The sequence below is a fragment of the Candidatus Planktophila vernalis genome (genome assembly GCF_002288185.1).
Taxonomy (GTDB): Bacteria; Actinomycetota; Actinomycetes; order Nanopelagicales; family Nanopelagicaceae; genus Planktophila; species Planktophila vernalis.
In genome coordinates this window covers 348,728-372,935 of the sequence record NZ_CP016776.1, presented here as the reverse complement: position 1 = coordinate 372,935, position 24,208 = coordinate 348,728, and the positions used below count along the sequence as shown (strand labels likewise).

Here is a 24,208-nt window from a genome sequence, read left to right as displayed (position 1 = left end):
TTTCTAGGAAGGTGAGCCAGTGAGTACGGGTTTCTCCTTTGAGATTAAATCTAGCCAAGAAGGTTCTATGGCCCGCGTTGGAACAATCACCACTCCCCACGGTGCGATCCAAACCCCGGCTTTTATCCCAGTGGGAACTAAGGCAACAGTTAAAGCTGTTCTTCCAGAGGCAATGGCAGATCTTGGAGCCCAAGCACTTTTAGCAAATGCCTACCACCTCTATCTACAACCCGGCTCTGATGTCTTAGATGAAGCCGGCGGTCTTGCCCAATTTATGAACTGGCCTGGCCCAACTATTACTGACTCTGGGGGCTTTCAAGTTTTATCCCTAGGTGTGGGATTTAAAAAAGTATTAGCGATGGATGCCCAAACATTTCGCCGAGATGATGTGATTGCAGATAACAAAGAGCGCCTGGCCCATGTGGATGATGAGGGCGTGACTTTTAAATCCCACATAGATGGCTCGATGCATCGATTCACCCCTGAAGTTTCCATGAAGGTCCAACATGAAATCGGCGCCGACATCATCTTTGCCTTTGATGAGTGCACGACTTTGCATAACACCCGTCGCTATCAAGAGTTAGCGATGGATAGAACTCTGGCCTGGGCCGTTCGTTGTTTAGATGAACACAAGCGATTAACCGATGAGCGAACTACCAAGCCCTATCAGGCCCTTTTCGGGGTAATCCAAGGGGCTCAATATGAAGACCTTCGTAAGAAAGCTGCCGGGGATTTGGGTGGCCTTGAATCATCCGGACAGTCCTTTGATGGCTTTGGTATTGGTGGGGCGCTAGATAAAGATTCACTGGGAACAATCGTTTCTTGGGTCAATCAGATGCTGCCGGAAAACAAACCAAAACACTTATTGGGTATTGGCGCACCAGAAGATCTCTTTGTGGGGGTTGAAAACGGCATTGATACATTTGATTGCGTCTTAGCCTCCAGAATTGCACGTACGAGTGCTGTGTACACGATGGAAGGGCGTTTTAACCTGTCTAATAGCGCCTACAAGCGCGATTTCACGGCCATTGACGATGAATGTGACTGTTACACGTGTACGCACTACACACGGGCTTATATGCACCATGTATTCCGCGGTAAAGAAATCATCGCTGCAACCCTTGCCACAATCCATAATGAGCGCTTTATCGTGCGCTTAGTTGATCAGATGCGACAAGCACTCCTGGATGGCAATTTCACCGAGATGAAGCATGATTTCTTAGGCCGCTATAAGCACCGCAGTGGCCAGGCCAACGACTAGAACTAGCGGGAAATAACTTTAGGCAGGTTCCAATTGAATTTGATGGAAATTTCGCGAACTGCCACAACAGCAAGGCCTGAAACCAAGGCAGTAACACCTTCATTGATACCAAAGGAAGCCATGGCGATATAGAAAATAGCCCCAGCAAAAGCGCTCGTGCCCACTGTTTCGCGGTGCAGTAGTACTGGCTGAACTTGGCACAAAATATCTCGAAACAATCCTCCAGAAACTGCGCCAACGATCGCCAAAACTAGGGCAGCTAAAACTGGTGCGTCATTGGTGAGTGCAAACTGGGCACTAGAGACTGTTGCCACGGCCAAGCCCAATGTGTCCAAGGAGAGAGCGAAGCGCCCCACTTCTTGTTTCTTTCCAATTGCAATTGTTATTACCACCGCAGCAATAATGGGTAGAAATAACCACGGGTATTGAATCCACGGTGGGCGTTGTCCTATAAAAATATTGCGCAAAGTTCCACCAGAGATGGCTGCAATGGCAGCGATCAAAAGAATGCCGCCGTAATCAAGGCCTTTATTGGCAGCAACGCGAGCACCTACTAATGCAAAAGCAAAGGTGGAAACTAGGTCGAGTGAATAAACCAGAAGTTCTAGATCCACAAGGACCTACTTCTTAGCAGCTAAACGGGCCTCACGACGGATGCGTTGTTCCTTTGGATCTGGGACAGGAACAGCTGAAATCAAGCGGCGGGTGTAATCATTTTTAGGATTCTTCAAAATCTGATCACGATCGCCCACTTCAACTAGCAATCCATCTTGCATCACTGCAATGCGGTGAGAAAGGATGTCAACGACAGCTAAGTCATGGCTAATGAAGAGACAAGCAAAGTTCAACTTGCCTTGTAGTTCCTGCAGCAGGTCAAGGAATCGTGCCTGAACAGAAACATCTAGGGCCGATGTTGGCTCATCTGCAATAAGTAGATCTGGAGTCAGAGCAAGTGCGCGGGCAATACCAACGCGCTGGCGCTGTCCACCTGAGAGCTCATGTGGGTAGCGGTTGCGATAGCTACGTGGCAATTCAACTTGATCAAGTAGCTCTTCAACTTTGTGTGCCAAATCAGCACCCTTAGCTAAACCGGCTAAGAACAAAGGCTCACCAATTGATTCACCGATGGGCAAACGTGGGTTAAGGGATGAGGCAGGATCTTGGAAAACAATTCCGGTGTGACGACGAATTGTGAAAAGCTCCTTTTGAGTTGCATGGCTAATGTCCTTGCCAACAATCTCAAGTGATCCTTCCTTGATTGGAAGCAAACCAATAGATGCACGGCCCACAGTTGTCTTTCCTGAACCTGATTCACCCACCAGGCCAACGATTTCACCTGGGTAAATCTCAAGGTTAAAGTTCTTAACAGCCACAAATGCTGGGATGCGCCCACGCTTTGGATATTCGATAGTGACATTTTCTAACTTCAAAACTGGTGCTGGCTTAGCACTCTCCTTATAAGGAAGTTCGCGCTTTTTTGTAGAACCAAGTTTTGGAACAGCTCCAAGTAATTGCTGGGTGTAAGGATGTGTTGGCTTATTAAAGATCTGATCAGCTGTTCCAGATTCAACAGTGATTCCATCCTTCATAACAAGGATGTGATCGGCCATATCTGCCACAACACCCATGTCGTGAGTGATCAGAAGAATCGCTGAGTTCAGCTTGTCTTTAAGTCCACGCATTAAATCAAGGATTTCAGCTTGAACTGTTACATCCAGCGCTGTTGTTGGCTCATCTGCAACTAGAAGTCCTGGGTCGCAAGCAAGTGCTTGAGCGATCATGGCGCGCTGGCGCTGTCCACCTGAGAGTTGGTGAGGGTACTTATCGATTGATTTCTCTGGATCTGGAATATCAACCATGGTAATTAATTCAACGGCGCGAGCATGTGCCTCTTTTGGACCCATATCAAAGTGATTACGAAGAGTTTCCATAATCTGGAAACCGATTGTGTAGATAGGGTTTAGAGCAGTCATTGGCTCTTGGAAAATATAGGCAACTTCTTTTCCGCGGAATCTGCGAAGAGTCACAGCTTTAGCGTTGAGCATCTCTTGATCTTTAACCTTCACAGATCCAGACATGCGGGCATTTGAAGCCAGAAGTGACATCAAACCAAGGGCTGTAGTTGATTTACCAGAACCAGATTCACCCACAATGGCAGTTACTTTTCCTGGCTCGAGTGTGAGGTTCATTCCAATAACAGCTGGATACCAAACTCCATCTACCCAGAAATCAACATTAAAATCCTTGATCTCTAAGACTGGCTTACTCATTTGGTTGACCCCATCTGTGAGAAACTTGCACAATGACAAATAGTGAGAAGTTCAGACCCGGTAGTGCAATCGCAAGTGGTTGGGTTCTGATTGCCTTCTTTGTTGGATTTATTCTTCAAAGCTTCTTCTACGGCGGAGATACCCTGGTGACGATTGGTATCTGTGGCGCTGGCGCTTACGGTTCTTACTTGCTCTTCCTTAAGCCCTACGTTCTGCTCTTTGATGAAGGTATCAAGATTGTTAACCCAACCAAAGAGATCACCGCTACGTGGGATCTGGTTGAGGAGATCGAAACCAAATACAGCATGTCCATCCACGTTAACGAGCGGACTCACTACGCCTGGGCCGCTCCCGCGCCGAGTGGTCGTCACAGTAGAAGAATGCACAAGACTGATCTTCTTCCCGGAGCTGATGCTCCCAGACGTGTGGGTGACTCGCTTAAAAGTGACTCTGGTGTCTGTGCTTACATGGCCAACATTCGAAGAAAGAACTTCACTGGAGTTAGTGCTAGTGAGTTTGAAATCATTAGCGATAACAGAGGCCTCTTTATCTTGGCAGCACTGATCCTGTTCGGGGCAGCAGCTAGTTTTATCTAGAGAATTAATCATTGGCCTGTGCCAACTTTCTAGCTGTCGCTGAATCCTGGCGCTCTTTTTTAGAGATACGGCGGCGCTGACGTGGATCAAAGGCATCACGCAGACCATCACCAATAAAGTTAATGCTCAATGCAATAGAAATGATGAACAGACCTGGATACCAGAACAGCCATGGGCGTGTTGTGAATGAGTCCTGATACTGGCTAATTAGAAGTCCCAATGAAACATCTGGTGGAACCACACCAAAGCCAATATAACTCAGCGCAGTTTCAAGCAAAATTGCACCTGAGAGCAAGAGCGTGACCGAAACGATAATGACGCCAATTGCGTTAGGCAGAATGTGCTTAAAGATAATGCGCTTATTTGTCGCTCCTGCAACACGGGCTGCATCGACAAACTCTCGCTCACGCAGTGAAAGAAACTCTCCGCGCACAAGGCGTGAAAGACCAGTCCAAGCAAATAAACCAAGTAAGAAAGCTAGGAATGTTGCTCCTAGGTTTCCATAACGGTATCCGATAACAGAGCCGATAATGATTACTGGGATAGTGATCATGAAGTCAACAAAGCGCATCAAAATCGCATCGATGCGACCGCGATAGAAACCAGAGATTGATCCAACAATGATTCCAAGGGTTGCAGCCATTCCACCGATAATAAACATTACCGAGAGCGAGCGTTGTGTGCCCTTCATGACGAGAGCAAAGAAATCGCGCCCAATGTCATCTTGACCAAATGGATGGGTTCCAAGTCCAATTCCCTGTCCACCTAAAAACTTTGGCAGCAATGAAATAGTTGGACAACCGACAGTGTCATTTGGACAATCACCAAAGCGTAGCTCTGGCAGATCCTCAGGAGTCCACTTCCACCAGCCAGGAATGCGCCAGATACCAAATAATCTAAAGTCCAATGCAGTAAATGCCATCAAGACAATTGTAATAATTGTGAATAGTGAGATAACTGCTGCACGGTGGCGGAAAAAACGCTTGCGAACAATTTGTCCCTGGCTTAATCCTTCAATTTCTTTATTTTGAATTGCGTTTTCACCAGAAAGAACTTCTGTCGACTCAACGCTGGCCTTTGATTTACGCGCCATGATTTACGCACCACTTCCTACTCGAATACGTGGGTCTAAGGCTGAGTACAACAAATCTGCGACAAAGTTAGCCAGAACTGCAAGGGTTGCCGTAATGAAGAAAACGCCCATCAAGAGATTGAGATCTTGTCCGCGAATTCCTTGAAGAGCAAGGGTTCCCATTCCAGACCAAGCAAAGACGCTCTCAGTAATAAATGCCCCGCCAATGACGCCGGCAAAGTCAGCAACCAAAATAGTTGCGATAGGAATCATTGTGTTTCGGAAAGCATGGCGCATGATCACTGTGCGCTCTGAAAGACCTTTAGCGCGGGCAGTACGAATGTAATCCTGATTAAGTACTTCAAGCAGAGTTCCACGTGCAAATCTGATGTATCCAGCAAAACCAATCAGAGTCAGCGCTAATGTTGGCAAGAACAGGTGTGTGACGATATCTAAACTTGAAATCCAGTAATCACTTGTATCTAGCAAGTCATTTCGTTGTCCCACAGTTGGAACAGGGCGATAGTTAATTGCATCTGTTTCCATATATGGCTTCCAGGTCTGCATAAACTTATCTACGAGCACCAAGCTAGCTGATAGAACTGCAGTGATGATTGAAGTTCGAACAATTGGAGCTCGATCAACTTTAGAAAATGCCAGGCCAACAAAGACTGCTGTTGTGATTAATACACACACCATCAGGAAGATGCTCAGAGCGCCTGGATAGTTATCGAAAACCCAGTTAGCTGGATAGAAAGCAACAACTGAAAGACCGGCCATAGTGAGCGAAGCTCGCAATGCGGCTTTATTGATCAGACCCACTGAAAGTTGTGTAACACCAAAAGCAATTCCAATTGAAAGTGCCAAAATTACTATTGGACCTAGAGAAGGGTTGAGCAACCAACCTGTTGCTCCAAAGATTGCTACGAGGCTGCTTGAGATAGCAAAGGCAGCAGCATAGGCAAGCCAAAAAGTTCTACGTGTTCCACCGATAACCGAAGCCCAGAATAATCCGCTCACCAGTCCTATGCCGATGATCCAACCTATTGGAATCTGAGGTTCTCGTAAGAAATTATTAAATGAGATCGCTAGGTACTCCTTCAAGAGAACTGCAACCCAAAAAACTGGAAGTGAGAAAAGAAGAAAAGCTACAAATGTCATTGAGTAATCAAAGCGGCTGTACTGGCGAAGGGCTGTAACGATTCCGATCATGATTCCGAGCACTGCTGCAAAGATTGTTGCAGCTGCTACAAGGCGCAAAGTGACTGGGATAGCTAGGGCTAGAGAGTCAACAACTGCTGATCCATCTCTGCCCATTCCAAAGTTAGGATTTCCAACAAATATTCCAAGAACTCCCTTGAGCCATAAGAAATAACGCAGCGGCGGTGGGACATCTAGTTGAAGTTCGCGAGTCAGTGCTGCGATTAAAAAATCACGGTTGGGATCAGTGCTAAGTCGCAGATCTGCTGTTGGGTCACCTGAAATAGCGGCAATGTTATAGAGAATAAAACTTGATCCGAAGAGAATGACACCTAGGACGCCGAGCCGTCTTAGAACAAAGGCCACCATAGTTCTAGTTTTCCCCTCACAAGTCACAGAGTTTCAAATTATTGCCTGACTATACAGCCAAAGGACGCCCGGAGAGAGATCTCCGGGCGTCCAATGGACGTAAATAGGTAAAGCTAACTAAGGGTATTAATCCTTAGTATGACCACTCCCAGTAGTTCCAAACGATTGTTGGAGATAGTGGGCCTGGCTTTACATTCTTTAGATCCTTGTTAACTGCAACAACACCTGGGTGAATGAACACACCAATTGTGATTGCGTCAGCGTTAGTTAGACGCTCGATCTGAATGTACTTAGCTAGAAGAAGTGACTCTGACATTGGAGCATCAAGAGTTGCGATGATTGCATCGACAGCCTTGTTGCTGTAACCAAGGATGTTGTTTCCACCATTAGTGTCAAAGATTTCAGCTGACTGACGCTGAGTTACAGATGATGCAACCCATGCGAAGAAGTAAGCATCGTAATCTGAGTTACCAAGCTTTGATGGCCAGTCAGTACGTACGTCACCAACTAGATCAAAACCAACCTTTGCCATGTTTGCCTTTGCAAGAGCAAATTCAGAAGCACGACGTGGGTTGTTACCTGGAACAAGAACGCGAACCTTTAGTGGGCTCTTCAATGCATTTGGATAGTACTTCTGAACCAATGCAAGTGCAGACTTGTTACGAGATTCTTGAGTTCCACGTGAGTAGAAAGAAGAACCGTTAGCAGCAATGAGCTTGTCGTATGCAGCAGAACCTGGCGCAAGCCATGTTGACTGAATTGGCGTTGACACACCGTTGATAGGTGCAATCAGCTTTTGCATGATTTCATCGCGAGGTAGTGCAAGCAAGAATGCCTGACGTAGTGCCTTTGACTTAGCGCCATCCTTTACAGAGAACAAACCTGTGTATGGAGCCTCATCTGGGACTGTGTCGTAGTGAAGATCCCAGTGCTCGTAAGCAACTTCGTCTTTACCAACAACGTTTACGTTCTTGATTGCCTTGAGCTTTGCTACACCGTCAGCAGTTGCCTGACCTGCGTAAACATCAAGCTCTCCGTTTGCAAGTGCCTGTGCAGCAGCTGTTCCATCACCGATGAACTTGAATACAACTGTATCTACTGAACCGCTTAGAGCTGGTCCTGAGTTGTACTTAGGGTTCTTCTTAAGTGTTACAGATGTCTTTGCAACTGCGCTATCAATCTGGAATCCACCGTTACCTACAAGAAGCAATGGGTTTGTCTTTGAGTCAACAGTTGTGATGGTGTAGTCCTTAGACCAAATATCACCCATCTTCTTCAGAAGAGCTGTGTCCTTGTCCTTGAATGCCTTAACGAAGCGATCACGAGCTGCTTCATTCTCAGCAACAGTTCCAAGCTTGTCCTTGCCTTCAGCCATCAATACAAGAGTGTGTACTGCAGCTGGTCCTGGGCCGTAAAGATCCCAGTTAGCAATCTTCTTCTTGAACTGAAGAGTTACAGTCATCTTGTCTGCAGAGAGAACTGGCTCTCCAACGATGTTGTTTGCATAAACGCCTGAGTATCCAAGACCATTAAATGCAGGAGGAGTCTTCTTATCTGTTGGATCTCCTAGGCCTGCTGCCTTTGAATAAGCATCGCTGCTTAAGACGTGTGACAGAAGCAGATCTTCTCCAGTAATTGGAGTTCCATCTGACCATACACGGCCTGGGTTAACAGTCCATTGTGTACGGAAATCTGTTGCTGTGTTCTTTACAACCTTGTATGAACCGAAAACTGTGTTCTTAACAAGTTCCTTCTTATTGTTGTAATAGTTAAAGCCAGCACCTTGTAGGTATGAAACTGCAGAACAAGTTGTTGAGTTTGTAGCTGAAAGGCTGCAATTCAAACCTGTAATTGAGTTTGTCTCATGCAAGATAACTGTTGAACGAGTTGCAGCTTGAGCTGGTGTAAGCAGTGAAACTGCCAACGCCGCTGATGCTGCAGCTGCAAGCGCAAACTTTGCGCTACGTGTGAACTTCATAGATCCTCCTCGAGGGATAAGTAAAAGCGTCTGTGGAGAGTCGACCTGCCCCATAGGCGCTTTTGGTGGAGTGAGTCTGCCCGAATTGGGCGTATTAGCGCAACAGAGCGATGGCTTGCCTGAGCGTGGGATTTGTAACGATGTTCGTAATAAAGAGGGTATCGGGCTCAGGGCAAGGGGTGATTTTTAGCCGGCCTTGCGGGCTGCCTCGATTTTGGCAGTAGTCAGTCGGGGGGCAGCCAAGGCCCACAACAGCAGACCCAGAACCACCCCAAATAAATAGGGAGCGCGCAAAGCGTTTTCACGCGAGAGCACAAGGGTTAGTGCACTGACTAAGCCTCCCCCTACAAACATCCCAATGGGAATTGAACCCCAGGCAAAGAATCTATAAACGCTATTTACTCGACCTAGCAAATGAGTGGGAATGATGCTTTGGCGAAGTGAAACAGTGATCGTGTTCCACAAAATTGCAAAAAAAGTTTCAAAGACAACGACAACCCACACCACTTGCCACGTTGTTGTTAAAGCAATTATCAATGAGCCAATAGGTGCTGCAGCAAGGGTCATTGCAAGTGAGCGGCCACTTCCAAGCTTTGCAGAGATTTTTGGAGCAAGTAATCCCCCAACCGTTCCACCCACAGCGCCCGCTGTGCCAAGGAGTGCAAAAGTAAATACTGATGTTTCCAATACCTCTTGTGCAAACAAAATAAAGGTTGCACCCACCATAGTTCCCAGACCATTCATTGATCCCAAAATTATTGCCATGGGGCGAAGTAATGGATGGGCCCACAACCACACATAACCTTCTTTAATCTCTGCTTTGAAATTTATCTTCTCTCGTGGTTTGTCGTCCGCCACTGGTTTGAAGGTGCCTTTAAGTGAGGCAATAAGTGCAACTGCGAAAAAGAATGAGACTGCGTCAAAGAAAAATGGAATAAAGATTGCAATACCTATCAATAGTGAGCCTAGAGGTGGCCCAATAAAGCTATTGGTTAACGACTCCGCCGACCACATGCGCCCGTTGGCTTTCTCCAGGTTTTCTTTATCAACGACCGATGGCATCAATGTCTGGGCGCTGTTATCTCGCAAAACTTCCGCTAAACCAAAGAGAAAGGCGGTAATGAGTAAGGTGAAGTAAATCGGCCAGTTAGTCTCTAAGTTTGTAATGGTAGTTAATTCATCAAGTGCTGGAAATGAATCTTTATTGAAGAAAACTACAAGCCCCACAAAAACAGTCAATAGACCCCGCATGAAATCCATTGCCACAATTAGTTTCCTGCGATCAAAGCGATCAGTTAGAACGCCCGCGTGTAATGTGAAAATCAACCACGGCAAACGTGATGCAAAGCCTGCAGCGGCAATCAAAATAGGTGAGCGCGTAACAGCCGATGCCAGCCATGGATAGGCAACCATAGAAACACCATCACCAAGGTTAGAAATAGCCGTTGCAGTCCAGAGTTTCCAATATGAAGAGCCGAGCTTTTTACTCATTGTTTAGCGCCTCTTTTGCTGTGCTTTCACCAACATGGAGCAGAAACTTAAGTGAAAGAAGTGCAATCACAGTTGCAATTGCCCCTCCAATTAAAAGAGGAAGGCGTAGTCCACCTTTAGCAATGAATCCACCTAGCAGAGATCCAAAGGGCATCAATCCCCACACTAATGTGCGCCTAGTTCCATGTATGCGTCCAAAGAGATGTCCCGGAATAACGCTTTGATAGGTGGCCATGAGAAGAATATTCCAGTTGGTTATTGTGAAAGAGGCAATGAAAGCTAGAGCAATATAGACGTAAATATTGGGTGATAAACCTTGTAGAAGAATGAGAAGAGAACTCAGAAAAATGCATATAGCCATCACTCTGCTGCGACCAAATTTAGTAGAGAGCTTGGGCGCCAATAGCGCCCCAATAATTGCTCCAGATCCTTGAATAGTTAAAGCCAGCCCAAAGAACGCAGGTTTGAGATTTAACTCATTTAAGATAAACAAAATGATGGTGGATGTGGACATGGAGTAACACACACCAATACTGGCAGTTGTCACAACGAGTCTGAGTAATGGCTTGTTGTTATAGAGGTATTGAATTCCAAATCTCATATCCTCTACAAAATCTGGTTTCTTCTCAGCGCTTTCTTCAATGCGTATATCTTGCAAGAACTTAACTGGGATAGATGCAGCTAAGGCTGCAGCAACTAAAAATCCTATGCTGTTGATGACAAAGGGCAGATAAATAGCTACAGCATAGAGAAGGCCACTGAGCGGAGTTCCGATAAATCCTTGAACTACAGTTTCTGAGATCTGAAATCTGGAATTGCCTTTTTCATACTCACTCTTATCCAGAATCTGTGGAATCAGAGACTGCGAAGTGATATCTGCTGTTACTTCACAGATTCCAATCAGAAAAGTTGCTAGAAGTAATATGTAAATTGTGATCGTATCCGTTGCAATGGAGAGCGCAATGAGAGCAGCAATCACAAATCTGGCGGCATTAGCTCCGGCTAATAGGAATCTGCGATCAACGCGATCAACAATTGCCCCAATAGGAATGGCAAATAGGAGCCATGGCAGCATGACCAACGCGCTAATTGCTGAGATCAGAACAGGGTTTTTAGTAAGTGTGACTGCAAGAAGTGGGGCAGCCGCGATTAGAACCCCGTCGGCTAAATTCGAGGTAAGGCTGGCGCCCCACATGCGGTTAAAGGCCGGCCCCAGAGATTTCATGCGCGCCAGCCTAGTGCGCGAAACTAAATAAGTAGGAGCTTTTTAGCCTTTTCGACAGCGCTATGGCGACCATCTGCTTCTAACTTTCGATAGGTGTTGCGCAGATGTGTCTTCATGGTGTTTTGTGAAATATGTAGAGTCTTAGCAATTGCAGAAATTGGATTACCTGTAGTCAGGTGCTTAAGAATTTCTAGTTCACGTTGAGTTAGCTTTTCTTCTAACTCGCCAGAGTCTGTATTGATGGTGTGAAGACGTTCAGTCATGGCTTGAACTAACCCTTCCATATAGATAGTTGGCTTGGCTGCTGCTGCTTTAACGATGAGTGAATACATTCCACTCTGTCGGATGAAATACTCGTGATAACCATTTTCAGCACCAAGAGCTAGGGCTTTGTTAAGAGATTTAAGTGCAACATTTTCATGATCTAAGTTGATGCTCACCTCTGATAACCACTTATTGATCTTCTCTCGCACTGTTCTCTCTGGCAGTGCATCAATAAGTGAGACAAGCTTTTTTGGGTCCTTGGCGAATTGAATATTTCCTTCAATTTGGCGCACTAATTCAATTTTTGGCATTCGCTTAACAAGCTCATCTGCCCGTGGCCAATCCTTTGTGGCAAGGCGCAAGAAAACTTCACTCATATCAATCATCCAACTCAATTGATTTGGCGTGTGAAGTTTTGATAAGAATGCACGCTGTTTGGCTATTGCTTCAGATCCGGTGGAGATCGCACCTTGGCTTATTTGGATGCGAGTGAGAGTTCCTTCGGCCATGAGATACCAGGGCCATATTTCCCAACCGGATGCTTCACTCATCAATGCATTAAGTGTCTCTAGGCAGTTATCTAAATCAGATGCTTCTAGCTGGGCACGAGCCAAGACCAACATCGCATCTAACGGTCCATTAATTCCAACAAAACCAGATTCTTTGGCTTGAGATATTGCAATTTGTGAGATCTCTGCCGCTTGGAAATATTGGCCCTCTGAATAAAGGACCATGGATTGTATGCAAGCAAGTTGATATGAATTTAACTGAGGCTCGCCACCTCCGGGCAATGATTTTGCTTGTGAATAAGCCTCTGCTAACACCGCAAAATCATCATAGAGAAATGCTTGACGTGCTCGAAGTCTGAGGAGTGCGAGCAAATCAGATGAATCTAAAGCATCATCTGTTTCAAGTTTGGAGATTGCAATATCTAGAGACTGCGTGGTTCGCTCAAAATCTCCTCGTGCGAAATAGATATTGGCTTTAACCATCGCACTTAGACGATAGAGGAATTTTCCATCTGGGGAGAGTCCAGCGATGTATTCCAGCTCTGATGCAAGAGCCTCAGCGCTTTGAAACTCCGAACTCACAAGATGGCCAACAACTCGAATTGCTTTCTTCATCATCTCACCCTGAGCAGATGAATCACCGGCAAAATGTGCCCATTTAATAAGCAAATCTCCTCGACCAATGGCAGCCATCTGGCGCACACTGGATCTAAAAGTTTGTGCAAACTGTTCTTCATTTCCAGACTCGTGGGCAAAGTGCAAGGCCTTTGTGTGGTCCCCCCGCTGTGTAAAGAGCTCGGCTAATTTTTGCTGCACTACTTTCATCTCAGCCCAATTCTCATGAGGAATTTGACTTAAAGCCTCATAGATAATTGGGTTAAAGCGATAAGTGCGATTCATTGTTGTTGACGCTGTCACAAATAGCCCATCTATGGCTATTCGGTTGAGGAGTTCCTCTGAATGATCCTTACCTAAAATCACTGAGGCTATCTCTAGGTCAAACTCTTCGATAATCGCTAATTTGCGAAGTTTCTCCCGGGTTGCCTGCGAAAAAGTGTTATAGCTTTCAATTGCAAGTACTCCAAGAGGATTAACATTGGCTGCAATTGCCTTTGAAAAAGTTGTATGAGAATTACCTTTTGAAATATTGCGACACATCAACTGCACCGCTGATGGCCAACCTTCACACAATGCTAATTCTTTGGCATTTCCATTCTCACTTAAATCCACGCCATTAATTGCTGCTACCAATTCAACTTCTTCTTTTGAAAACTTTAGTTCTTCAGTTGTAATGACACTTAAATTTCCTAATGCTGCATACCTTGCCAAAGATGTCATCGGTGTATTTCTGCGAACAATTACCAAGTGGCAATTATCAGGAACGCAATCTGCAATCAGCTGTGCATACGGTGCAATATCGTAATTGTCTGCGCGCCCACCATCGATAACAAAGTTATACTCACCATCTAATTGGCCGACTGCAGCGGCTAACAATTGAATGGATTCACCTGGTTCAAAGTGTTCTAATTGATCAACGTTTGCAAAGAAATTAGGAAAGTGCGCAGTTATTGCTGCAATAACATGTGCTTGAAAATCTTGAATGGTGTCGTTGGCATCAACGGTGTACCAAAAAGTTGCGCGATCATTTTCTTTCACCCATTCAGTAACTAAGGTTGTTTTTCCAAACCCAGCTGGGGCGACTACTAAAGTTGCGCCAGGAACGCTGCTCTCAAAGAGATTAAAGAGATGTTTGCGAGATAAGAAGTTGGCTGAGAGAGCAGGTGGCTGCGAGCGCGCAAGGCTCACCCCAGAGGAGGTGATGTTCAGAGGGCTCATAGGACAAGGGTGATACCGGGCGGTGCTAAAGACAAGACAAAATCACCCCCACAGGGGTGAGATAAGAGGGGGATTTCCCGTTGGCTAAATCTAGAGCGCTAAGTTCTTAGTTATTTGATCTGCATGCTCAATGGCATGGCGGGTGTAGGCGGTGAGCCATTGCTCAAGTGAGAACTCCCCACGCTCTGAGTGAATACAAAAGTTCTTTAGCTGCTCTGGCTCAAGACGTTTAATGATTTCAAGTGATCCTGCACGTACAGCTTTGAAAACATCTATAGAAGTCTGCACAGGCATATCTGTGTAACCAAGAGTTGGATTCTTTGCCCACAATCCTTCGTCATAACCTTGAATGGCAGAACCTGGTTCTGCAACTAAGCGCTTAAGACGCGCAAAAGACTGTGCCTCACTATCGGCGCAGTGGTGAATTACTTGGCGTGAACTCCAATCCTCCCCCACGCACACATCTAACTTTGATTCTGGGACATTGTGAGCAATAGCTAAAAACTCACTCGTTGCCTTCTCATAGGCTGCGGCAATCTCGGCAATCGATGACATTAGTTTCCAATCTCTAACTGGGCTAAATGGCTCTCTACAAAATGATCATCATCTTCAACTTTATCTACCAACAAAACAATCACAATAACTAGAAGCCCAGCAATGATCGCAAGTAGTAGGCCCGACTTCTTATCAAGATTAATCTGCATAAGAAGAATATAGCCCTAAAGAAAAGAACGGCAAAGGTTGGCACCGCTGCAGAGGTAGATTTATCTGGGTACGGGCCTTGTTCCTTTAGTGCTTAGGCAACGGATGGGCCAAGCAAATTAGGAGGCGTACTCTCCTGTTACAAGGAAATAAACTCTGCGAGCAATCGATACTGCGTGATCTGCATAGCGCTCGTAGTAGCGGCCCAGCAGAGTTAAATCAATTGCAGTTTCGATTCCATGCTTCCATGTTGGCTCGATTAGCACTGCGATTAACTTGCGGTGCAGGTCATCCATCACATCATCATCGCGCTCGATTTCAAGTGCCATTTGAGTATCGCGTGTGGCAATAACAACACCAGTTTTTTCGGTGATTGCAACTGCTGCAACTCCCATAGCTTGAATAATTGAAACTAGCTCTGGTGGCACTGCTGCATTTGGATGGCGCAGACGAGCAACCTTGGCAACGTGGTGAGCTAAGTCGCCCATTCGTTCTAAATCTGAACCCATACGTAGTGCTGTTACTAAAGCACGCAAATCTGATGCAACCGGTTGTTGTCTTGCAATAATGTCAATGATGCGTGAATCTGTTTCGTGTTGATAATCATCAATCTTTACATCAGTTGCAATCACTTCTTCAGCAAGTTTTAAGTCACATGAAAGGATCGCAGTTGTTGCTTTGGTCATTGACGCGGAAACCATCGCAGTAAGGTCGACCAGAGACTGCGATACGTTATCTAGTTCATCTTGGAATACAGATCTAATGAGGGCCATGGCGCTAAACCTATGTGGAGGTGATGAATAGAGTCCATTTGTTAGGTGAACGGAAGGTAAACTGGCGATTTGAGCCTATAGAGTGAGGGCTATGAAGTTCTTGCGCCGGGATTTAGAGGCCCCAGGACCTAGAGCCTTGCCGGAAATGCTGCTAGAAACCCTGGATCTCCTAGATGGGGATTCCATGATTCTAGCCCCGGGTGAGATTCCTTTGTTTATTACCGCCGGTGTGGAAACTCTTGGAATTCTAAAAGATGGGCGGATTCAAAGCTCTGAATTACTTGCAACAGTTCGTGTGGTTCGTCGAACACATAGTCAGCAAGTTGGAACGATTGAAATTCCCCGCGGCCCTATTGGAGAGGGCAAGCACGAGTTGACTGTGAAAGTTCTTCCTTTAACAAGAGATGATTTGGTTTTAGTTCTCATTAGCGATGAAAGTGAAGCACAGCGCGTTCATGATGTTCGACGAGACTTTGTTGCAAATATCTCCCATGAGTTGAAGACTCCGATCGGTGCGCTTTCTCTACTAAGTGAAGCAGTTCTTGGTTCAAAAGATGATCCAGCCTCAGTTGTTAAATTCGCCACCCGCATGCAATCTGAGGCAAAGCGCTTAACTGATTTAGTTCAGGAAATTATTAATCTGTCTCGCGTTCAAGATTCTGACCCATTACAGCTTGCTCAGGGAGTTAGCATCGCTTATGTGATCAGAGAAGCTATTGATCAATGCCAAATAAGTGCTGAAAGTCGCAACATCACCGTAAGTTATCTAGAAAAGAGCGACGCAGTAGTTCTAGGTGATCGCGACCAGTTGATTATGGCCCTCCATAATTTAATTGAAAATGCCATCAACTATTCACCTGAAAACACCAAAGTTTCGGTCACAACTGCTAGTGAATCTGGAATCATTGACATTTCCGTTACAGATCAAGGAATTGGGATATCAGAGTCAGAGCAAGACCGAATCTTTGAGCGTTTCTATCGCGTTGACCCAGCACGTTCCCGCCAGACTGGTGGGACTGGCTTAGGACTTTCAATCGTTAAGCACGTTGCAGCAAAGCATGGCGGTGAAGTAAAGGTATGGAGCGTCGAAAACGTCGGAAGTACTTTTTCAATCCGACTACCCATCTATGAATCACCTATGGAGAGCGTCCAATGACAAAGATACTTATCGTTGAAGATGAATCATCATTTTCTGAAGCTCTAGCTTTTTTGCTTGGAAAAGAAGGTTTTGAAGTCAGTGTTGCCGAAGATGGCCGGGCTGCACTCAATCTCTTTGCAAAAGGAGGTGCGGACTTAATTCTTCTTGACCTCATGATTCCAGAAGTTTCTGGTGTTGATGTGTGTCGAACAATTCGCACAACTTCACAAGTTCCAATCATTATGTTGACTGCAAAGGATGCAGAAATAGACAAGGTTGTTGGTCTTGAACTTGGTGCAGATGATTATGTGACTAAGCCTTATTCATCACGCGAATTGATTGCTCGCATCAAAGCTGTGCTGCGCCGCGGGATTCCAGACAGTGAAGAGCATGGTGATCTAGATGTTGTTTCAGTTGGCCCCATTAAATTAGACACTGCGCGTCATCAAGCAACAATTAATGGCTCACTTGTTGGTCTTCCACTCAAAGAGTTTGAATTACTAGAGTTTTTGATGCGAAACGCTGGCCGTGTTTTAACGCGTTCACAGCTCATTGATCGTGTGTGGGGCGGAGATTACTTTGGTGATACCAAGACCCTGGATGTTCACATTAAGCGTTTGCGTTCAAAGATTGAAGCAGATCCTGCTAACCCTGTCTTGATTCAGACCATCCGTGGTCTTGGTTACAAGTTAGAGAATTAGAGAGAAGCGAAAGCATCATCAAGAACACTCAGGGCATCCTTGAGTAGCTCATCTGTAATCACAAGTGGTGGCAAGAAGCGCACAACGTTTGAATAAGTACCAGCAGTAAGAACTAGCACGCCCTGACTCTGGCAGTACTTAACAACTACGCCCATTGCAGCAGTGTTGGGATTCTTAGTTCCTGGCTCTACTAATTCAATAGCCTGCATAGCACCGCGTCCACGTACTTCACCAATAACTGGATACTTCTTAGCAAGTTCGCGAAGTGAAGAACCTAGAATTTCACCGATGTGCTTGGCGCGGGCAACAAGGTTTTCTTCTTCTATTGTCTCCATTGCACCAAGGGCTGCAGCACAGGCAATTGGGTTTCCGCCATATGTTCCACCTAAACCTGAAGCATGCACTGAATCCATCACTTCTGCGCGCCCAGTTACTGCTGCAAGTGGAAGTCCACCAGCAATTCCCTTAGCTGTTACAACCATGTCAGGGACAACGCCTTCTTCTTCAACTGCAAACATGTGTCCTGTGCGGGCAAAGCCAGTCTGAACTTCATCTGCAATAAAGACGATTCCGTTGTCCTTTGAATATTTTGCCAGCGCAGGGAGGAAGCCCTTAGGTGGAACGATAAATCCACCTTCTCCTTGAATTGGTTCAATCAAAATCGCAGCAACGTTATGTGCTCCGATTTCTTTATCAATTTTGTGTGTGACCATGTCGATAGCATCTTCAGTAATCGTTGCTTGATCGCCCACCCAATGAAATGAATAAGGCATTGGCACGCGATAAATCTCAGGAGCAAAAGGACCAAAGCCCTCTTTGTATGGCATGTTCTTTGCAGTCAGCGCCATAGTTAAATTAGTACGGCCGTGATAGCTGTGTTCGAAAACAACAATTGCTGGACGCTTTGTGTAGTGGCGCGCAATCTTTACGGCGTTTTCAACTGCTTCAGCACCTGAGTTAACAAGGAGTGATTTCTTCTTATGTGAACCAGGAGTCATTGCATTGAGCTTTTCGCATACTTCGATGTAGTTCATATAAGGAGCAACGGTGAAACAGGTGTGTGTGAATGCTTGCACCTGTTCGATTACGCGATCAACGACTCGTTGCGCAGCATTACCAACGTTTGTAACGCCAATTCCTGAACCTAAATCAATAATCTGGTTGCCATCGATATCGAGCAAGATTGCATCACTTGCACGTTCAATCACAACTGGAATTGCCATACCCAATCCGCCAGAAGTCGCTTCCGTGCGGCGCTTAAGCGCCTCAGTAGATTTTGGTCCCGGAATAGCGGTAACCAAACGACGTTCTTGAGTCAGATTAGTAAGTGTGGTCATGGGAAAAGTCTAAGGCCTTATTTCCGATCAGGGGACCTAGTAGTTACCCTTGGTGCTATGAGTTCACTGAGAGATTCGGCACCGCTTCTAGATGCCTACCTCTCTTACTTTGAAACCAAGCGCACACCTTTCACAATCCCAGGTCACAAGCAAAGGGCCTCACGCCTAGATGCTGGCTTAGGGGTGGTTGTTGATGGTGACACACCTTTATACGGCGGCCTCGATGAGATCAAACTAACCAACCAGACATTAAAGAAAGCTGAAGCGTTAGCTGCCACATTATGGAAGGCCGACTTTGCTCGCTTTTCAACTGGTGGATCAACACATGCCAATCAAGCAATGATTTTGGCGCTAGGAAAACCAGGAGACAAAGTTGCACTCTCGCGCACAGCGCACCGTTCAATTCTTAGCGCACTTGTTTTAGCAGGACTAGAACCCATCTGGTTATCACCTGAGATTGATGCAGCAACTGGTGTGCCAATCGGTATTTCAGTAACTGAGTTTGAAAAAGTCATTAATCAAAAACCAATTGCGCTGCTATTAACTGAACCAGGTTATCTAGGCACTTTGTCTGATCTGTCAGCACTTGTTAAAAGTGCACATTCTCATTCAATTCCAGTCATCGTGGATGCTGCATGGGGTGGCCACTTTGGTTTCTCACCATTAACGCCTCAGCATTGCTTGCAGTTGGGTGCTGATGCACTCATTACTAGTGTTCACAAAGCACTTCCTGGATACAGCGCCTCAGCGTTACTTCTTGCCCAAGGCAAGTTGCTTAACCTTGATCGTATTGAACAAAGTTTTGAAACTACTCACACCACTTCACCCGCCGGTGCACCGCTTGCATCTATTGATGGCTGTCGTGCCCTACTTCAAACTCGCGGAGATGCATTAATCTCACAATTAGTCAGTAACGTAAATGCTTTTAAGAGCTCTGTCCAAACAAATTTCGATTTGCCCATCTTTTTAAACCCTAGTGATTTTGCCCTGGGCCGCTTTGATCCAGCCAAAATTGTTCTGCGAGCTAACCAATTAGGTTCTTCTGGAGTTGAGATTGAGAAGAAATTACAAGCACAGGGCATCCGCGTTGAGATGGCAGATAGTGACACTGTTGTTTTCATTGCAACTCTGGCTGATTCAACCCAGGAGTTTGATCACTTAGCCGATGTTCTAGTCTCAATTCTCAAATCTCTCCAATCTTCACCTCGCCCAACGGCAACATCGCTGAGCTGGTCAGTAGTGCCAACAGTTGCAATCTCAATGCGCGATGCTTACTTTGCAGATACCGAAATGGTTGCAGCCAAAGATTGTGTTGGGCGCATTTCAGCTGACTTAATCGCCCCCTATCCCCCAGGTGTTGCAGTAGTTGCACCAGGTGAAGTTTTAACTGCACAGATTCTTGAAGGTCTGGCAACAACCAAGGCAGCTGGTGTGCGCATCGCTTATGCCACAGACCCTTCTCTCATAACCTATCGAACCGTCAAGAATTAAGCCTGTGTTGCACTATGTGCAACGGGTATGGCCATGATTTGTTCACCTTGAGCCGATAACATCAGCGACATGTCTGATACTCAAACTTGGCAAAAACGCGCACTTGATCTCAAACCACAATCGCAGATTTTCATCGATGGAAAATTCGTTGATGCAGCCAGTGGTAAAACCTTTGAAAACTTCTCTCCTAGCGATGGACATTTAATTTGTAACGTTGCATCTGGTGATACCGAAGATATCAATCGAGCAGTTGCATCAGCTAAAAAGGCATATGACTCCGGTGTGTGGAGTGAGATGAATCCACGCGATAAAAAGGCGATTATGTTGCGCTGGGCACAACTTCTCAATGAGCACCGAGAAGAATTAGCTTTACTTGAAGCAATCGACACAGGCCGTCCCATTGCAGATGCACTCAGTGTGGATGCACCTAACTCTGCTCGAGTGATCCAGTGGTATGGCGAAACAATTGATAAGACATACGATGAAATTGCACCGGCACCACGCAACGCACTTGCCATGGTTACACGCGAACCCCTAGGTGTTATTGGCGCAGTTGTTCCTTGGAACTATCCAATGATGATTACAAGTTGGAAATTAGGACCTGCCTTGGCTATGGGTAACAGCATTGTTGTTAAACCTGCAGAAAACTCTTCATTGAGTGCCCTCAAGATGGCTGAACTAGCAATCGCTGCAGGATTGCCTGCAGGTGTCTTTAATGTGGTTCCAGGTCTTGGATCAGAGGCTGGTCAGGCACTTGCCCGCCACATGGATGTTGCAAAGATTGCATTCACAGGAAGCGGACCTACTGGTCGAAAGATGATGCAATACGCCGCTGAATCAAATATGAAACAGGTTTCACTTGAACTTGGTGGAAAGAGCCCTCAAGTTGTTCTCAATGACTGCACCGACTTAGAAACTGCTGCATCAACTATTGCTTGGGCTATCTATTACAACGCAGGTCAGACTTGTAATGCAGGATCTCGAATCATTGTTGAAAAAGGCGTAAAAGAAGAGCTCTTTGCACATCTACATAAGTTCCTTGAAAGCTTTGTTGTTGGAAATCAATTTGATCCAACTACGCAAATGGCTGGACTTGTCTCTGAACTACAACGCGATCGCGTTAACGCCTACCTTGATCTCATTGGCCAAGATGGTGAAAAGCTAATCTTTGGCGGTCAAAAGACTTCCGGAAAAGATCTGCTTATCAAGCCAACATTAATTGATAACGTCAAGCCTGACTCACGTCTTGCCCAAGAGGAAATCTTTGGTCCAGTGCTAGTTGCAATTGATGCAAAAGATGAAGCTGAAGCTTTGCAATTAGCAAATGGAACTGAATACGGATTAGCTGCATCGGTGTGGACTAATAATGTTGCCCGCGCACATAAGTTTGCACGCAAGCTACGTGCTGGAACTGTTTGGGTTAACACTTTCGACATGCTCGATGTGATAACTCCATTCGGAGGCTTTGGTGCCTCAGGTAATGGAAGAGACAAGTCATTGCATGCACTAGATGCATACAGTGCGTTAAAAACAACGTGGGTTGATCTGAATTAAATGCCTGGCGTTGAAATAACTGGCAATGTAGTTCCACGCTCAGAAGAGATTCTGACTCAGCAAGCACTCGACCTCATTGCACTGCTGCACCGCACACTCAATCCGCGCCGCCTAGAACTCTTAGCTACACGCAAAGTGCGCATGCAGCAGATTGCAGATGGTAAAGACTTTGATTTCCTGGCCCAAACCAAAGCTATTCGTGAGGATAAAGGCTGGGAGGTTGCACCGGCAGCGCCGGGTTTAAATGATCGCCGCGTAGAGATCACTGGTCCTACTGAGCGAAAAATGACGATTAACGCCCTTAACTCTGGGGCAAAGGTCTGGTTAGCAGATTTAGAGGATTCAAATACCCCTCTTTGGGAAAATGTTATAAATGGTCAACTCAATTTGTTGGATGCAATTACTCGTACAATTGATTTCACTAATGAAACTGGCAAGAGATATGAACTACGCCCCGATAGTGAATTGGCAACAATTGTTGTTCGCCCCCGTGGCTTTCACTTGCCGGAAAAACACATTCTTGTTGACGGTGAAATAACATCAGGCTCATTCGCTGATTTTGCTTTATACATGATCGCTTGTGCCAAATTACAGATTGCTCGTGGACATGGTCCCTATTTCTATCTTGCCAAAATGGAGTCCCACCTTGAAGCTCGTATGTGGAATGAAGCATTCAATATTGCGCAAGATTTCTTAAACATTGCACGCGGCACCATTAGAGCAACAGCTCTGATTGAAACTTTGCCTGCAGCTTTTGAGATGGAAGAAATTCTCTTTGAACTTAAAGATCACGCAGCAGGATTAAATGCAGGACGCTGGGACTACCTCTTTAGTGTCATTAAAAACTATCGCTTGCGCGGTGCTGATTTTGTATTGCCAGATAGAAATAGCGTTGCAATGACTGCGCCCTTTATGCGTGCATATACCGAACTACTTGTGAAAACCTGTCACTCCAGAGGCGCACATGCAATTGGTGGAATGGCAGCATTCATACCAAGTTCTGACCCAGCAATAAATGCAACTGCATTTGAGAAGGTGGCTGCAGATAAAACGCGCGAGGCAAATGATGGCTTTGATGGCTCGTGGGTTGCCCATCCAGGAATGGTGGAACTGTGTAGAGAGCAGTTCACGAAGGTTCTAGGTGATCGTCCTAATCAAAAGGAAAAGACAAAGTCAGAGATTTCAGTTTCGGCAGCCCAATTACTTGATATCAAAGCCACACCTGGCACCGTCACTGAGGCAGGACTTCGCAATAACATCAGTGTTGCAATTCAATATCTTGAGCGTTGGTTGGCTGGCTCTGGCGCTGTTGCAATCTTTAACCTGATGGAAGATGCAGCCACAGCTGAGATTTCACGCTCACAGATCTGGCAATGGATTCATAACGAAGTCAGGCTAGTGAACGGTGAGCTAGTCAGCGCTAGCTATGTGAAGCAGTTGGCCGATGAAGAGGTTTCAAAACTGCCCCAATCAACTGACTACACGCAAGCTCAAAAGATGTTTATCGAGACCTCAGTTAATGATGACTACTTAGAGTTTCTGACTCTGCCTGCATATGAGGCGATGGCCTAACTTAGGCAATAAGAGCAGTGATCTCTTGAGCTGCTGCAATTAACTCAGGCGTAAGCGATATCAATTGCTCCCGAGTAGTTGTTTGTGTTGGCAAAGTTACATTGAGATAAGCAATAAATCTTCCATCACGGGCACGGATAGATGCTGAAATTCCACACCATTGCTCGGTGTGCTCTTTATAGTTGTATGCAACTCCAGAAATACGGGCTTGCAAAACTTCAGTTCGAAGTTCATTGGGATCTGTGATTGTGTAATCAGTAAGTGCTGCTAAGGGAGATGCTAAATACTTTTCAAGTAAGGCATCTGATAGTGATGCTAAATAAAGTTTGCCCACTGATCCGCAATTGAGTGGTATGTGCATTCCTGCTAAATCAACTTCTTCTGGTAAATCCATTCGTATTTGATCAAGAACGATTAGTTCACCACGAGCCGCGATTTCAAGAAATGCACTCGCCCCAAAAAGAGCTGAGATTCGCTCTAGTACTGGCCGTGCTTTTCGACTCATGAGATTTGTTTGCGTTGAAGCAGCTAACTTAAATGCGCCGCTCCCAACTGTGAATCGCCCTGATTCATCATCTTTTTCAACTAATTCAAATTCAAGCAAAGTGTTTATCAAGCGCCACGCAGTTGCGCGATTAATCTCCATAGTTTTAGCAAGCTCTGGAATTGTTTGGGGCCGTGGTGATTTAGCCAAAATATCAAGCATGGCGAGCGCACGCTCAACAGATTGAATCCGTTGCACCATGTGAACCGCTCCTTACATTTGCGTGAACTGTGAGATTTAGGTTAGCGCAATCTGTGGCATTGGCATATAGGCGGGGACTAGTCTTTGGCCTATTGGCGAAAGGCTATATTTCTAAGGGGTTTGA

General features: G+C 45.7%; 20 protein-coding genes. 7 read left to right on the top strand and 13 right to left on the bottom strand.

Annotated elements, in window-relative coordinates; all coding sequences use genetic code 11:
- Nucleotides 1-19: 19 nt before the first annotated feature.
- Nucleotides 20-1,261 carry a tRNA guanosine(34) transglycosylase Tgt gene (tgt, locus tag A7sIIA15_RS02035; protein ID WP_095685560.1) on the top strand — a complete coding sequence of 414 codons (1,242 nt, stop codon included), beginning with the start codon at nt 20-22 and terminating at the stop codon, nt 1,259-1,261.
- 2 nt (nt 1,262-1,263) lie between these two features.
- Here the strand turns inward: tgt and A7sIIA15_RS02030 are convergent, their stop codons facing one another.
- Complete coding sequence (locus A7sIIA15_RS02030) at nt 1,264-1,875, bottom strand: trimeric intracellular cation channel family protein (protein ID WP_095685559.1); 612 nt, start codon at nt 1,873-1,875, stop codon at nt 1,264-1,266.
- A gap of 6 nt (nt 1,876-1,881) precedes the next feature.
- A complete protein-coding gene (locus A7sIIA15_RS02025; RefSeq protein WP_095685558.1) occupies nt 1,882-3,531 on the bottom strand; it encodes an ABC transporter ATP-binding protein in 1,650 nt (549 codons plus the stop codon).
- A 32-nt stretch (nt 3,532-3,563) separates the two neighbouring features.
- Between A7sIIA15_RS02025 and A7sIIA15_RS02020 the strand changes: the two genes are divergently transcribed.
- Entirely contained in the window at nt 3,564-4,127 is a 564-nt protein-coding gene (locus A7sIIA15_RS02020) for a hypothetical protein (protein WP_095685557.1), read from the top strand.
- A 4-nt stretch (nt 4,128-4,131) separates the two neighbouring features.
- Here the strand turns inward: A7sIIA15_RS02020 and A7sIIA15_RS02015 are convergent, their stop codons facing one another.
- From A7sIIA15_RS02015 to phoU, 9 genes are all read right to left on the bottom strand, one after another.
- Nucleotides 4,132-5,220 (bottom strand): ABC transporter permease, encoded by a 1,089-nt coding sequence (locus tag A7sIIA15_RS02015; protein WP_095685556.1) that lies wholly within the window; start codon nt 5,218-5,220, stop codon nt 4,132-4,134.
- 3 nt (nt 5,221-5,223) lie between these two features.
- A complete protein-coding gene (locus tag A7sIIA15_RS02010) occupies nt 5,224-6,768 on the bottom strand; it encodes an ABC transporter permease (RefSeq protein ID WP_095685555.1) in 1,545 nt (514 codons plus the stop codon).
- A gap of 133 nt (nt 6,769-6,901) precedes the next feature.
- Complete coding sequence (locus tag A7sIIA15_RS02005) at nt 6,902-8,746, bottom strand: ABC transporter substrate-binding protein (protein WP_095685554.1); 1,845 nt, start codon at nt 8,744-8,746, stop codon at nt 6,902-6,904.
- 186 nt (nt 8,747-8,932) lie between these two features.
- Complete coding sequence (locus A7sIIA15_RS02000; protein WP_095685553.1) at nt 8,933-10,237, bottom strand: MFS transporter; 1,305 nt, start codon at nt 10,235-10,237, stop codon at nt 8,933-8,935.
- Nucleotides 10,230-11,462, bottom strand: a complete 1,233-nt coding sequence (locus tag A7sIIA15_RS01995) for an MFS transporter (RefSeq protein WP_095685552.1) — start codon at nt 11,460-11,462, stop codon at nt 10,230-10,232. Before A7sIIA15_RS01995 ends, A7sIIA15_RS02000 begins: the two co-directional genes overlap by 8 nt.
- 23 nt (nt 11,463-11,485) lie before the next feature.
- Complete coding sequence (locus tag A7sIIA15_RS01990; RefSeq protein WP_095685551.1) at nt 11,486-14,071, bottom strand: LuxR C-terminal-related transcriptional regulator; 2,586 nt, start codon at nt 14,069-14,071, stop codon at nt 11,486-11,488.
- Nucleotides 14,072-14,161: 90 nt separating this feature from the next.
- Nucleotides 14,162-14,626 carry a DinB family protein gene (locus A7sIIA15_RS01985; protein WP_095685550.1) on the bottom strand — a complete coding sequence of 155 codons (465 nt, stop codon included), beginning with the start codon at nt 14,624-14,626 and terminating at the stop codon, nt 14,162-14,164.
- On the bottom strand, nt 14,626-14,775 hold the full coding sequence (locus A7sIIA15_RS07065) for a hypothetical protein (protein WP_190279145.1): 150 nt from the start codon (nt 14,773-14,775) through the stop codon (nt 14,626-14,628). The genes A7sIIA15_RS01985 and A7sIIA15_RS07065 overlap by 1 nt, the downstream gene beginning before the upstream one ends.
- 117 nt (nt 14,776-14,892) lie before the next feature.
- Complete coding sequence (phoU, locus tag A7sIIA15_RS01980) at nt 14,893-15,546, bottom strand: phosphate signaling complex protein PhoU (RefSeq protein WP_095685549.1); 654 nt, start codon at nt 15,544-15,546, stop codon at nt 14,893-14,895.
- Nucleotides 15,547-15,637: 91 nt separating this feature from the next.
- Between phoU and A7sIIA15_RS01975 the strand changes: the two genes are divergently transcribed.
- Complete coding sequence (locus A7sIIA15_RS01975) at nt 15,638-16,702, top strand: sensor histidine kinase (protein ID WP_095685548.1); 1,065 nt, start codon at nt 15,638-15,640, stop codon at nt 16,700-16,702.
- Nucleotides 16,699-17,385: a winged helix-turn-helix domain-containing protein gene (locus A7sIIA15_RS01970; RefSeq protein ID WP_095685547.1), complete on the top strand. Its 687-nt coding sequence runs from the start codon at nt 16,699-16,701 to the stop codon at nt 17,383-17,385. Before A7sIIA15_RS01975 ends, A7sIIA15_RS01970 begins: the two co-directional genes overlap by 4 nt.
- Here the strand turns inward: A7sIIA15_RS01970 and gabT are convergent.
- On the bottom strand, nt 17,382-18,722 hold the full coding sequence (gene gabT / locus A7sIIA15_RS01965; protein ID WP_095685546.1) for a 4-aminobutyrate--2-oxoglutarate transaminase: 1,341 nt from the start codon (nt 18,720-18,722) through the stop codon (nt 17,382-17,384). The two genes, A7sIIA15_RS01970 and gabT, sit on opposite strands and share 4 nt — an antisense overlap.
- Nucleotides 18,723-18,779: 57 nt before the next feature.
- Here gabT and A7sIIA15_RS01960 point away from each other — a divergent pair, with 57 nt between their 5' ends.
- The 3 genes from A7sIIA15_RS01960 to aceB all read left to right on the top strand — a co-directional run bounded on the left by A7sIIA15_RS01960 (nt 18,780) and on the right by aceB (nt 23,339).
- On the top strand, nt 18,780-20,213 hold the full coding sequence (locus tag A7sIIA15_RS01960) for an aminotransferase class I/II-fold pyridoxal phosphate-dependent enzyme (RefSeq protein WP_095685545.1): 1,434 nt from the start codon (nt 18,780-18,782) through the stop codon (nt 20,211-20,213).
- A gap of 69 nt (nt 20,214-20,282) precedes the next feature.
- Complete coding sequence (locus A7sIIA15_RS01955; RefSeq protein WP_095685544.1) at nt 20,283-21,767, top strand: aldehyde dehydrogenase; 1,485 nt, start codon at nt 20,283-20,285, stop codon at nt 21,765-21,767.
- Entirely contained in the window at nt 21,768-23,339 is a 1,572-nt protein-coding gene (gene aceB / locus A7sIIA15_RS01950; RefSeq protein ID WP_095685543.1) for a malate synthase A, read from the top strand.
- Between the two features lies 1 nt (nt 23,340).
- On the opposite strand, the gene A7sIIA15_RS01945 is transcribed toward aceB, so the two are convergent.
- Nucleotides 23,341-24,084 (bottom strand): IclR family transcriptional regulator, encoded by a 744-nt coding sequence (locus A7sIIA15_RS01945; protein ID WP_095685542.1) that lies wholly within the window; start codon nt 24,082-24,084, stop codon nt 23,341-23,343.
- Between the last annotated feature and the right edge of the window lie 124 nt (nt 24,085-24,208).

Excerpts from the sequence above, each read along its gene's own strand:
- A7sIIA15_RS07065 (WP_190279145.1), bottom strand. The coding sequence starts at position 14,775 with ATGCAGATTAATCTTGATAAGAAGTCGGGCCTACTACTTGCGATCATT.
- A7sIIA15_RS01995 (WP_095685552.1), bottom strand. The coding sequence starts at position 11,462 with ATGAAATCTCTGGGGCCGGCCTTTAACCGCATGTGGGGCGCCAGCCTT.
- A7sIIA15_RS01945 (WP_095685542.1), bottom strand. The coding sequence starts at position 24,084 with ATGGTGCAACGGATTCAATCTGTTGAGCGTGCGCTCGCCATGCTTGAT.
- A7sIIA15_RS01955 (WP_095685544.1), top strand. The coding sequence starts at position 20,283 with ATGTCTGATACTCAAACTTGGCAAAAACGCGCACTTGATCTCAAACCA.
- A7sIIA15_RS01990 (WP_095685551.1), bottom strand. The coding sequence starts at position 14,071 with ATGAGCCCTCTGAACATCACCTCCTCTGGGGTGAGCCTTGCGCGCTCG.
- aceB (WP_095685543.1), top strand. The coding sequence starts at position 21,768 with ATGCCTGGCGTTGAAATAACTGGCAATGTAGTTCCACGCTCAGAAGAG.
- A7sIIA15_RS02000 (WP_095685553.1), bottom strand. The coding sequence starts at position 10,237 with ATGAGTAAAAAGCTCGGCTCTTCATATTGGAAACTCTGGACTGCAACG.
- A7sIIA15_RS02010 (WP_095685555.1), bottom strand. The coding sequence starts at position 6,768 with ATGGTGGCCTTTGTTCTAAGACGGCTCGGCGTCCTAGGTGTCATTCTC.
- A7sIIA15_RS02015 (WP_095685556.1), bottom strand. The coding sequence starts at position 5,220 with ATGGCGCGTAAATCAAAGGCCAGCGTTGAGTCGACAGAAGTTCTTTCT.
- A7sIIA15_RS02020 (WP_095685557.1), top strand. The coding sequence starts at position 3,564 with ATGACAAATAGTGAGAAGTTCAGACCCGGTAGTGCAATCGCAAGTGGT.
- A7sIIA15_RS02005 (WP_095685554.1), bottom strand. The coding sequence starts at position 8,746 with ATGAAGTTCACACGTAGCGCAAAGTTTGCGCTTGCAGCTGCAGCATCA.
- A7sIIA15_RS01975 (WP_095685548.1), top strand. The coding sequence starts at position 15,638 with ATGAAGTTCTTGCGCCGGGATTTAGAGGCCCCAGGACCTAGAGCCTTG.
- A7sIIA15_RS01985 (WP_095685550.1), bottom strand. The coding sequence starts at position 14,626 with ATGTCATCGATTGCCGAGATTGCCGCAGCCTATGAGAAGGCAACGAGT.
- phoU (WP_095685549.1), bottom strand. The coding sequence starts at position 15,546 with ATGGCCCTCATTAGATCTGTATTCCAAGATGAACTAGATAACGTATCG.
- A7sIIA15_RS01960 (WP_095685545.1), top strand. The coding sequence starts at position 18,780 with ATGAGTTCACTGAGAGATTCGGCACCGCTTCTAGATGCCTACCTCTCT.
- A7sIIA15_RS01970 (WP_095685547.1), top strand. The coding sequence starts at position 16,699 with ATGACAAAGATACTTATCGTTGAAGATGAATCATCATTTTCTGAAGCT.
- gabT (WP_095685546.1), bottom strand. The coding sequence starts at position 18,722 with ATGACCACACTTACTAATCTGACTCAAGAACGTCGTTTGGTTACCGCT.
- A7sIIA15_RS02025 (WP_095685558.1), bottom strand. The coding sequence starts at position 3,531 with ATGAGTAAGCCAGTCTTAGAGATCAAGGATTTTAATGTTGATTTCTGG.